At 30.1% G+C, this 12,218-nt stretch carries 10 protein-coding genes; 4 read left to right on the top strand and 6 right to left on the bottom strand.

The features are described 5' to 3' along the window. Positions 1–230: 230 nt before the first annotated feature. Together JOS54_RS02745 and JOS54_RS02740 are read right to left on the bottom strand one after the other, a co-directional pair. The gene (locus tag JOS54_RS02745) at positions 231–1,964 is read right to left on the bottom strand and encodes an ABC transporter ATP-binding protein (RefSeq protein WP_203245545.1); all 1,734 of its coding nucleotides are present in this window, start codon (positions 1,962–1,964) and stop codon (positions 231–233) included. Then, positions 1,961–3,718: an ABC transporter ATP-binding protein gene (locus tag JOS54_RS02740; RefSeq protein ID WP_203245544.1), complete on the bottom strand. Its 1,758-nt coding sequence runs from the start codon at positions 3,716–3,718 to the stop codon at positions 1,961–1,963. The genes JOS54_RS02745 and JOS54_RS02740 overlap by 4 nt, the downstream gene beginning before the upstream one ends. Positions 3,719–4,424: 706 nt before the next feature. Between JOS54_RS02740 and JOS54_RS02735 the strand changes: the two genes are divergently transcribed. From JOS54_RS02735 to JOS54_RS02720, 4 genes are read left to right on the top strand one after another with little or no spacing between them, the layout of a single operon-like run. Next, positions 4,425–4,778 carry a hypothetical protein gene (locus tag JOS54_RS02735; RefSeq protein ID WP_203245543.1) on the top strand — a complete coding sequence of 118 codons (354 nt, stop codon included), beginning with the start codon at positions 4,425–4,427 and terminating at the stop codon, positions 4,776–4,778. 49 nt (positions 4,779–4,827) lie between these two features. Continuing rightward, positions 4,828–5,610, top strand: a complete 783-nt coding sequence (locus tag JOS54_RS02730) for a hypothetical protein (protein ID WP_203245542.1) — start codon at positions 4,828–4,830, stop codon at positions 5,608–5,610. Next, positions 5,611–6,249, top strand: a complete 639-nt coding sequence (locus tag JOS54_RS02725; RefSeq protein WP_203245541.1) for a hypothetical protein — start codon at positions 5,611–5,613, stop codon at positions 6,247–6,249. Then, positions 6,246–6,878, top strand: a complete 633-nt coding sequence (locus tag JOS54_RS02720) for an ATP-binding cassette domain-containing protein (protein ID WP_203245540.1) — start codon at positions 6,246–6,248, stop codon at positions 6,876–6,878. Before JOS54_RS02725 ends, JOS54_RS02720 begins: the two co-directional genes overlap by 4 nt. 570 nt (positions 6,879–7,448) lie before the next feature. Here JOS54_RS02720 and JOS54_RS02715 read toward each other — a convergent pair. The 4 genes from JOS54_RS02715 to JOS54_RS02700 form a co-directional block, all read right to left on the bottom strand. After that, complete coding sequence (locus JOS54_RS02715; RefSeq protein WP_203245539.1) at positions 7,449–8,033, bottom strand: DUF3267 domain-containing protein; 585 nt, start codon at positions 8,031–8,033, stop codon at positions 7,449–7,451. 144 nt (positions 8,034–8,177) lie between these two features. Beyond that, on the bottom strand, positions 8,178–8,354 hold the full coding sequence (locus tag JOS54_RS02710) for a hypothetical protein (RefSeq protein WP_203245538.1): 177 nt from the start codon (positions 8,352–8,354) through the stop codon (positions 8,178–8,180). Between the two features lie 622 nt (positions 8,355–8,976). Continuing rightward, a complete protein-coding gene (gene lanM / locus JOS54_RS02705; protein WP_255520676.1) occupies positions 8,977–11,592 on the bottom strand; it encodes a type 2 lanthipeptide synthetase LanM in 2,616 nt (871 codons plus the stop codon). A 329-nt stretch (positions 11,593–11,921) separates the two neighbouring features. After that, the gene (locus JOS54_RS02700; protein WP_203245536.1) at positions 11,922–12,179 is read right to left on the bottom strand and encodes a hypothetical protein; all 258 of its coding nucleotides are present in this window, start codon (positions 12,177–12,179) and stop codon (positions 11,922–11,924) included. Positions 12,180–12,218: the final 39 nt, after the last annotated feature.

Below are 12,218 nucleotides of genomic sequence, written 5' to 3'. Positions count from 1 at the left end.
AAAAGACATTGTTTGTAACATAAGTGTTTGTTTAAGCTAAATCATTGCTACGACAAGCAGACAGGTATATAATAGATTTTTTCTTGTTTGTTTACAATCCATTTATACCTCTTTATCTGTGTTTATTAACTATGCCTAATTAAATAATAGTGGTGTGCCTTTTGCTTGTTAATCATAATGATAAGAGAATTCAAAAAGTGACTAAGAGTATTGCCTCTTAATCACTTAAATTATAATTTCCAACTAGCCGCTTGACTTCTTTCCTGAATAAAGCGTTGATAAATCCCCTCTTCGTTCATCAGAGATTTATGATTCCCATCTTGAACAACATGACCATGATCTAAAACAAGAATACGATCGGCTTGACGAACGGTTTTTAAACGATGTGCAATCATAATAATCGTTTTGTTTTTCGTTAACTCATGGATAGCTTGTACCAGAGATTTCTCGTTTTCCGGATCCACATTGGCGGTTGCTTCATCCAAAATAATGATTGGTGCATTCTTTAAAATAGCTCTTGCAATCGAAATACGTTGTTTCTCTCCACCCGATAAAGAAGAACCACCTTCACCAATAATTGTATCGTAACCATTTGGTAAAGCCATAATAAACTCATGACAACAAGCACTCTTTGCGGCTTCAATCACCTTATCCATGGATACATCCGGCTGACCAAAACGAATATTATTCGCGATCGTATCATTGAACAAATACACATTTTGAAAAACAAAGCTAAAATTTTTCATTAAACTATCCAAACTATAGTCTTTGATATTTCGACCACCTAATAAAATTTCACCCTCTTGTACATCCCAGAAACGAGCTATTAAATGACATAAAGTTGTCTTGCCGGAACCGGATGGACCAACAATTGCTGTCGTTGTTTTCTCTTGAATTTTCAAATTCATATCTTGAATTAAATTTTCATCTTGATATGAAAAAGTAACGTGTTTTAATTCAATGGAATGATTTTCCGGCTCTATCTCTTCACCATCAATATCCATTCTCGGCATTGTTAAAATTTCACCGGCTTGATGAACACAATTTTCAATCACGCGCAATAAAGCCGAATAATTACCGGCCGTATCCAAATGTTCATAAATCATAAAAGACGCTACCAACATCAATAAAGTCATTGCTAAATCCATGGAACCGCTCAAATAAAACCAAATAGAAACCATACTTAGCACAACACCAATCCACTTAATCCAAAGGCTTTGAACCGCCATGAATGGAATAAAAGAATATTCCATTTTTGTATTCACTTGCACATTTTCAGCAATCAGTCGGTGCAACTCTTTCGCTTGCTTGCCGACCAACTGAAACTGTTTAACCTCTGCCATTCCTTGAACCTGTTCCAAAACCTTACTAACTAATTCTGAAGTATTATCCACTTTAGCTTTAGAGATTGCCTTTGAACTATTATTCATCCAATAATTCAAAAGAATATACAAACCAAAGCCAGTCACCAGAATCAATCCTATACGCCAATCAAAAACAAATATCGCAACTGTAATCCATGACGTATTCAATAAACCACTTGAAACCAACATCACCGCTCTTGTCGCAACTTCTCCTAAATTTTCCATGGTATTGGTTGTGACTGAAGTGATTTCTCCTAAACTCTTTTTATTAAAGAAACCCATTGGAAAGTAACGCAAATGTTCCGCAATTTCAATACGCTTATCACAAGCAACACCATAACCGCCCTGTGTTTGTAGCATAGTGCTTTTGGCACGAACAAGAATCGCTCCAATCGTACCAACAACTAGAATAAGTACTACTTTTAAAATTAAAGTCATATCAATGGTATTCTGCACAATTCCTTGTAAAGAAAGTGAAATAGCACCAATCTTAAAAGATTCAAAAAAAGCCACTAGAACACTTAATAAAATTGAAGTATGGAATTTCTTGCGATTCTTTTCATCGCTAAAAGCAAAGAATTTACGAATAATAGAAATCATTTCACCACCTCCATTCCTTCATCTTTAACCGAAATATGCGCTTGCCACATGGATTGATATAAAGGACAAGAGTTCAGTAAATCTTCATGTTTTCCTTGTGCAATCACCTTTCCTTTTTCAATCATACAAATTTGATCCGCATCTTGAATTGTAGATAAACGATGGGCAATCACAATCAAAGTTTTATCTTTTACCAACTGGGCTACAGACTGTTGGATAATAGCCTCATTTTCCGGATCGGTATAGGCTGTTGCCTCATCTAAAATCACAATTGGTGTATTGGCTATCATCGTTCGAGCAATCGCAATTCTTTGTCTTTCACCACCAGATAAATGACCACCTGCCTCCCCTACAATCGTATCGTATCCATTTGGTAAAGCCATAATGAACTCATGGCAACCACTTTCTTTTGCTATTTTCTCTACTTCTTCATCACTCGCATCCGGTTTGCCCATACGAATATTTTCACGAATACTTTGATTGAATAAATAATTATCTTGGGACACAAAGCTAACCAAGCGGTAATAATCCTTTAAAGGAATCTCTTGTCCATTCACCGAGCCAATCGAAATAGAGCCTTCTTTCACATCCCATAAAGCCGCAATCAATTTCGCAATAGTGGATTTCCCGGACCCGCTTGGACCAACGAAAGCAGTCAATTTCCCTTCCGGAATTTCTAAATCAATCCCATGTAGCACTTCCTTTTCTTGATAGGAAAAATGCACATTCTTTAAACTAATATGGTAATTATCCACACTTTGATTTAAAGATTCGGCATGGTTTTGAATTGGATTTTCTAAAATACCAACCACTTCACCTACAATCGTACGAATACGAGCCATGTCATCAGAATAAGACATCATTGTAATTAATGGTGTTAATAAACCCATCGATAAAAGAATAATAACAATGAAATGATAAGTGCTTAAAGAACCATTCATCACAAACCATAAACCAAACGGCAGCACAAATAATAAAGTGTTTGGTGCAACCGTTAAAGCTGTGCTTTGTTTATAACGATGTTTATTCATCCAATCCACATAACAAGAAGCTCCTTCTTTCGCTGCTACAACGAATTTCTCATAAGAGGTTTTGGATTTACCAAAGGCTTTAATCACCTCAATACCTTGAATATATTCCACCGCTGTATCGTTTAAAATCTTAGTTTTATCAATGGTATTCTTATAGTCCTCTTCATAACCATTCATCATCAACATATATGCAGTTATACCAATTGGTAATGGAATTAAAGCAATCAAAGCCATACGCCAATCCAAAAAAAACAAATACACAAAAATAAGAATTGGAATAACCATATTCCCACTCACTTCGGGAACAATATGAGCCAATGTTGTTTCAATGGAATCAATGCGCTCGACCATAATATTCTTTAATGTGCCTGAAGAATAGCTCTGCACTCTTCCCAATTCCATCTTGGATAAATGAAGGCTTACTGCTTCACGCATATTTCCTAAAACTTGAAAGGTTGCCCTATGAGAAAAAGTTGTGGATACTTTCTTTGCTAAAACACTAAGCAACCAAAGTAACGCTAAAACGAAACCCTCATGAAGATAGACTAACCAATCCATTTGTTTGGATAATAGTTGTTGTATCATTTGGGCAATCAATAAATATGGAATAATAGCTAAGGCAACGCCAAGTAGTGATAACACAATAGAAATCACATACGAAGATTGATATTCACCGGCAAACTCGTAAATCCAAGTTGCTGTGGATTTCTTTTTCTTTTTCATACTCCCTCCTTAAAGTTTGTTATAACTAACTAAATAGATTATATACCCTATTTTATTTTTGAACAAAAAAAGACGGGTCTTTGATACATTAAAATTATCATAGATGGATTTAAGCCATCTATACAAAGGCTTTTTTTAGTATTTGATTCTCTTCCACAAGCTAAGCCATACGTTTCTAAAGTTCTTTGACTTGTTTGGCTGTAAGAACTTCTCCACTGTCTGTTTCAACGAGGGTTCGTTTGAAATCCTCGTCGTAACGATTTCTTGTGAACATAAAGATACCTTCTTGTAGTGTATAAAATAACCGTATATCTATTCGGTTAATGTGTCTACTTTAATAAGTATAGTGCAATTTAAGTATAGAACAGACTATGAAATCATAACTGGAAAGACTTTAAAATCCATTATTAAAGAAAGCTAATAATATATACGCCTATTAGCTACAAAATCAAAAAGTTACCGAAACCCTTTGAATAAAGGACTTCCGTAACTTTTTACTTTCTTGAAAGTGTTAAAAATAGGATTTTAGCATTTATTGTTCAAGATTTAAAGATAGGAGTAATCAAGTTCAGTTGTAGGTAAGTTTATGTTGATTTAATATGTATTTTTTGTGTAATATTATTGAGGGTGAAAGGCATTCAATATGGAGGGTGTTTGAATATGAAGATATTAAATAAAACTAAAAAAATATTTATGGCTAGTCTATGTGCTATTTTTTTTATTTGCAAGCAACGTTGAGGCAAAAACTATTGGGGCGTTTTCTAATTTTAGAATTACATATTTTGGTCAAAAGACAGGATATTTAAAAAAACAAAATAAAAGTTATTATGTTTTAAACTTGAAGCCGTGTGAAGATCTTGCACCGATGAGGGTTAAGCATGTTCTTTTGAATTCGAATGGTTCTGAAAGAAGTGGACAAAGTACATTAAGATGTGGTCAAAGAGCTACTTACAGCAACTGGGCTTCACCAGGATACATATATTCTTTGAAAATGGCTAGAGAAAATTGGTGGGACGGTTCAGCGGCTATCACAGGAAGTTGGTCTCCTGATTCTTATTAATTAATAAATTTTGCCTTTTATCTTCTTTTCTATTCAAATAAAAAAAACAATGAAATTATTAAGTAAAAAAAAGTTTATATTAATAGTGGTGCTTGTGTTTTTGTTTTTAATTTTTAAAGATACTATACATACAGCATTGTTTTTTGATATAAATAGTCCAGATTTGTTGAATTCTGATGGTGCTCAGATAAAACTTTACCTTTTAAAAGACAGCATTTCACTAGTAAATCTTAGATTTAATTTTATGTCATATGTATCATTCTTAATACCAATTCTGTTGATTATTCTTGGATATGATTATAAAGAAATTAAGAATAATCTTTTGAAGTATAATATTGGTAAGAATAAAGCATATAATAAGAAATTATTTTTCGGCAAAATGAAATTTGCTGTTTTTGCTTCATTAATAGTGTTATTTGCTTTTTCATTTGTAATGAGTGTGTCTATTTTTTTTAATGGATCTACCACCAATGTAGTAGATGAATTTGTATTTGACAACTCTAGTGTATTAAGTAAAATTTTTAATTCTGATTATGGTTTTTTACTATTTACTGTTTTGTCAGTTATGTTTTCAATTATTATTAATGGGTTTTTTTATTATATATTGATTGACTATATTGATTTTATAAAAGGAACATTACTTTTTATTAGTTTTATTTGGATAGGTTCGATGATATTATATAGGTTTTTACCTTTTTATTTAGTGCCTATGTCTTCGATAATGATAACTTCGTACGGAAACATATCAATTCCAAAAATGTTGTCTCCTTATATTTTTCATATCATGATTTTAGTATATATTCTTTCTTCTAGAAAATATGAGGTTAAGTAAATGAAAGTATTAAAAAGTATTACACTAATAATTTTTAAAATTTTAATTGTTTATCTTTTAGTTGACACTTTGGCTTTTAATGTTCAAGTTGATAGTTGGAATAGTTTTGATATGGAACGATGGTTGAATCAGGCAATAAAAAGTATCTATGTTTATCCGCAAAATAGTGAAAAAATATTTGATATTATTAAGTTTCTTACAACAATTTCTATTTATTTTATAGTGGAAATGGATTCAATTATTAATATTTCCAATCTTACTTTAGGATTTAAAGAAGTTATTAAATACCATTCTGTTAGCAAGCTTGATTACATAAAAAAAGTAATAAAAATTCTTTTTAGCTTAAATTGGTGTGACTTATTATACTGGGGTGCTGTTTTTTTGATCCCTATTTATTCATTTGGAAAAGGTGTATTGGATGCTAGTTCCATACTGAGTGTATTGTCTTTTATAATTATAAACTATTTATTTAATAATTTTATAGCGTTATTAAGTAAGAATCCATTAATATGCATAATTCTATTTATAATAAAGCATTTAGTATACTCATTGTTTATAGGATATGAATATATTTTGATTGTATTGATTATAGTAATAATCGTTATAACATTTAATATAGAGGGAGGGGAATATATATGAATTTAGTTGTTCAAGATGCAAAAAAGAGTTTTGGTGATTTGCTTGTATTTAAGAATATTAATTTAACTTTTGAAACAGGTAAATTTTACTTAATAAAGGGGAGAAATGGTTCAGGAAAGACTGTCTTTTTAAAAACACTTTGTGGATATTATTCTTTAGATGATGGCAGCATTTATCAAGATGGAGTTCGTATTAGAGATAAAATCAACTACATAGAAAATGCAGGAATAGTTATTGAAAATCCTAAGTTTCTATCTCATTTAACATTAATTGAGAATTTAAGATTGTTAAAGACTATGTCCGATAAAGTAGATGAGCAAGCAATAAAAAAATGGATTGATTTTTATGATTTGACAGATTATAAGAATACAAAATATAAACACTGTTCTTTAGGGACAAAGCAAAAAATGTCTTTAATTCAAGCTTTTATTCATAACCCAAAGGTTTTAATATTGGACGAACCCTTTAATGCATTAGATACGCACAGTATAGAAAAAACACAAAAATATTTTAACGATATAAAACAAGATACAATCACAATTCTTAGTACTCATATTGATGATAATTTACGGTATATTTCAGATTATGAATTTATTTTTGATGATGAATTTCTTCTACAGACAACTTAATTTTGGTTTAACGACTATGATTAATTCAGGTATAAGATGTAATTTTAAGGCAAATCAGCAATGTTTTGAATAAATACCAAGGTGTATACATATATTGGTTCTGGTATTTATTTAAAGTCTATCTAATTAAGCTAGGTGCTATAGAAATTTAGAAGTGAATAGTTTGAAATAATTAAACGTATAGAGCAAGCAAGAAGTAAATAAAATTGTAAAAGGTTAGACGATAGTTTTATATAGCTATTTGAATTAAGGACTTCCGTAACTTTTTACTTTCTTGAAAGTGTTAAAGACAGGGTTATATTCCGGATATAAAAAGCCGATGTAGTCCTAAGACCACACTGACCAAATATTTATCTCTCAACTTCTTTTGATACTTCTTAATTACATCAATGACCGATTCTTTTTTCTCATTCGTTTTATCCATACCAAGGTAGCTATCCATATTAGTTTTCAGATGCTCCAATTCCTCATACTGTGCCGATAATGAACTATGTTTCTTGGCAATCTCCTCTTACGAAACTTCATGGAGACTAAATTCCACTTCCCATCTCTGATGTGGAATTTACCTTCTCACTTCAGACCAGAGTTATTGACATAGAAGATTCCTTTACTAAAGCAAAAATAAGCATTACTGTTATATTTCAAAATTGAAATTAGCATTGTAATATCTGAATATGAACCAGCAACTACCAGTATGAACAAAAATGATATTATACTTGAAATCTTATATTTCAAAAACAAAGGTAAAATCAAGCTTAGAAATACAACAGGAAGGGTTATAACCACATTTGGTAATAATAATATTTTCACCACTTGCTTTTTACTAACCTTCTCTGTGCAATACGTCAATAATGAAGTTTGATAAACATAAATGCACTTTTCTTCTTCATTAGAATATGAAATACAGTGCAAGAGTTCATGACAATAAAACAAAGGAATTAAAATAAATAAACCGATGACATCAAAAATTATAGTTTCATATAAACTGAATTTTGCACTGTGTAACATACTATAAAAATTCAAAACACATGGTATGACAATTACGATAAGCGAGATAATTTTTTCTTTTAAATTTATTGATACTTTTGAATAATTTGTAGTATCTGTTTCTTTTAATTCATTATATGACTTAAGCCATCCACAAAATTTAATCATACAATCAACCCCTTTTAAAATTTTATGATAAAGTGAAAAAAAATTTAATTAGACAATGTACATTAAGCGCCAAGAAATCAGTTAAATATATTACGTTCAAAAATTAGAGAGGAGGAAACTCTTTCTCCCCCTCTCTAATTTTTGTTAACCACAAATTTCTTTTGCTGAGGCAGTTTGAGTAATTGATAAACAAGTAACTAGAATGGTAATAATAGTAACTTTAAACGACTGTGGATTTACTGTTCCACCATCATTGCCACCAACGAGAGCTAAAGATTCAAGTTCATCTAAATCAACTTCTCGACTCATAACTTTTTCCATAAAATCCTCCTTTCTAGCGATACTTCTATTTATAATCAGTGAAATTCCTAATAAATCGCAATCAAAACTTATTTTATACAGTAAGATTATATTTCTCTGTATTTTTGTCTATTGCGTATCACATTAAAGTACTTCTCATCTTCAACTATATTTTAATTCATTACTTCTATTTGTCCATAGCCATTTAAGAATTATTATAAAGTGGTAGGTAAAAGAATATTGCAAACCTTGAAATGTTTCCTTGAGGATGAGCACAAGCAAGAATATAACGCAGGTTCATTCAGATAGAGAACAGCACAGATGCTTCATATCATAAATTATGAGAAGCACTTATCGACAGCAAGAAGAGTAACAAAAATGTTTATTCCTATATGATTCGAAAGAAGTTTACTTAAAGGGGGTAAAACGGATTTTGCCCAAGAAATTTCCGCATGCGAAGCTAAAAGTATGACAGGGGCATAGCCACTGTACGAAAATTATCGCCGACACTCTGCATATTGCGAAATGTTAAAGAAAGAGATGTCACAGCGGTCGCTTTTGGATTCATCGGACGCGGATATTTTGACTGTTACCTATATGAGGAATCAATTATTCAATTTATGCTAACAATGAATTTGCGCCGTTATCCAGAAACTGTGGATGACAGTACTTCACTATTATCAAATGCTTCAATGCAATTAACATCCAATAGAAGAACGGATGGAAAATTATTATATTTTTTTGATAAGCACGCATAAATATATCCGGATTCTCCTAACATAAAAGATATGTCGCAACGGAAATTATAATTATCCCAGTTGATTACGTTCGGAGACAAAAGCGATGGTGTATGATAATTCACTTGCTTTAGTGACTGTTTGACTAGCTTATTATTTGCACAATCAATAACAGAGGCGATTCCATGACACAAGGTATAATTTTCCATTTTCTTTAAAGAATTACTGATTTCATTTAATACATGCTCATAATTTTGCTCGATTTTTCTTGAACCAATCAATAAAGAGATAACACAAAATAATCCAAATTGACCCGAACACCATTTATTATTATCTTTATTTAAATTAGAAGTAATTAAGGCAAGTTCTTTTTTTGCTTTTATCCTTACAGTTGCATTTTTCGATATAGATAAAACTTCTAATAATATTCCCAATTCACCATGTAATAATCCATATTCTGATTTCATAGTTCCTTCATCATTTAAATATTGTGATTCTAATTTATTCTCTAATTTATTCTTTATTTTCACAAGTTCTTCAGACAATTTACAATTATTCAAAAATCGAATAACACCCGAAAGACCCGAAAAATATGTTAAATCAACTATATCCTTTTTTTCTATAGAATTAAAAATATCAGTAATTATTTCTGAAAACCTATGGTAATGCATTATATTACCAGATATGACATATGCGTTGTATTCCAAATAAGCCAGTCCACCTATCCCTGTAAACATTCCAAAATCTTTTATATTACTATCATTAACTTTCTGTTGAAAATAGTTTGAATAAATATTTTCTAATAATTTCCTTGCAATATTTTTATAATATTTGTTGTGATTTCCATATTGTAAAAAAAGCATTATAAGCCCGCCACCATTGTATAAACCAGGATTGACTAGCCCTATTTTTAAATCGTTACCGGCAACTTCTAAGATAGGAATATTACATTCGCTCTCATTTATCTCTATTATATAATTTTTTAATCTCTCAAAGTAATCATCAATCTCTTCATAGAGCATATTATTGTCATAGATATCTTTTGATACTTGATTATATACAAAATAATCATTTGATTTATACCATGTACTAAGGGATAGTTTAATTAAATAATTCTGGTACTCGATATAAGATTTATCAAATATGTTCATTTTGTCTATAATAGAATCAATTGGTGATTTTATTAGGTAATTTTCCAATTTTATATTATTACTAAAAAGTGTTTTTTCTCCCAAATTGACATAGTAATAAGGGATATAACCTCTTTTTAAATTATGTATTTCATCTTCACATCGACTATATCCATTTTTACCCGCAACGAAATTTCTTTCCAAAATCGAAAAAATTTTATTATAAGAGATATATGATTTCAAATTTTCGGGTGTTCTAGCTGCAGAAATGAATTTTGCATATATTTGGGTAGCACGTAAAATGAGACGATTCTCCGCATATTTTAGTTTATGATCTTTTAATATTTCTAGAATATAACTTTTATTATTAAGAATAAATTCAGCACCATCATTAAAGCCACGTAAAAGGTATTCTTCAACTTCGTCAGGAGAGATTTCAATTTCATTATAAAAGTTACCGGATGCTCTATTACTTACTGAAGCAAAGTATTTCTTGTAAAGGAAATCATTTTCTTCATCCTCCTCCAGACGGTAATTCTGTAATTTTGTAGAAGTCATATTTCCCGTAAATAAAGCACTAAAGTTAATATCAAAACCACTACTGCGATCAATTACAGGTAACATAGAAGAAAATACTACACTTGACTGAATATCACGGTATTTCTGTGATTCCGAAATGTTATTTACCTCTGCTCTACATAAAGTTTCTAAATCAATAAAATATGGATTATCATCATGAATTATTAAGTTTTCATAATGTAAATCAGATGTTCCAAATAACAAAAAAATAGCCAAAAATATTCCACATTTATAATAGTATTTTTTGACACTATCGTATTCTGAAAAAACTTTTAAGGTAATATACTCTTGCCAAAAATGATCTTTTTTACTTACAAACTTCGTGTATTTTAAATAATTTTTTTCTTTTGTATTATTATATAAATCAATAATAGATGAGAAAAGTATAAAATTTGAATTACTGTTAGGCTTGTATACCAATTTACAATTTGTTGTTTCAACAATCATCACATTTCTTCCACAATGAATATCTCCATCTGTCCACTTAATTGCCCTAATTTTTCCTGGTGGAATTTGTAATGTTTCGGTGAGAAGATTATAATCCTCAGAAAAAAAATTACAGATCTCTTTTATTTCTTCAATAAAATCTAAGCATCTTATATTTATCAGATTTATTAATACAGGATATTTTGCTGAAAATTCATCATAAAAGAATGTTTCTTCCATTTCTTTAAAGAAAAAATTAATCCTTTCCGCGTGATTATACCCTTGTTTTCTGTACACCTCTCTTTTACTTTGATAAATATCAACAACACATTCAACTATCATCTGGTATACCATTTCGTTGATATCTTTTTTTACATCCTTAAAGATACTTAAATCATTTTCTAAAAAAACTTATTTAATTCAAATAATTCATTTTCACAATTATTTTTTATTATTTCATCAATCAATGGCTGTAAATTAGTTTTGTTCATACTCCCTCCATCTCAATACACTATTATCAGACTAAATATACTATTTACATATTAACCCATTTAACTTTTTAAGTACATTAAACGCTTATTTAAGTATCAAAATACTAAGACTAACCACTTTATGTTGACTAATTTCCTTACAGTTTAAAAACTAGTTTTTAATTTACTCACATATCTTATTTCATCAATCACATATCTCTATTTTTTATACATATCAATTATTTGCTAGGACTTTATTGCTGAGATCTTTTTAGAAAATCTTATAATTTCTTTATTATTAATTTCTAATTCACCACAATCGCCAATACTCAATTGATCATATTCGAACTTACTAATTGATATTTCAATTAATTTATCACCAACATCAAAAACAACATCATATACGTTTTTAATGTTACCTTTTGCAGGAATTTGATTATATCTCCCAGTATTTAATAAGCATACCTTCGCTTTGGGATAATATTCACTTTTATTTTTTTTCATTATTACATTTCCTCCAGACTTCTATCTTTAATTTAAACG

The organism is Bulleidia sp. zg-1006 (assembly GCF_016812035.1).
GTDB lineage: Bacteria > Bacillota_I > Bacilli_A > Erysipelotrichales > Erysipelotrichaceae > Bulleidia.
The sequence above is the reverse complement of the archived record's forward strand: the minus strand, read 5'-3'. Positions and strand labels throughout refer to the sequence as shown.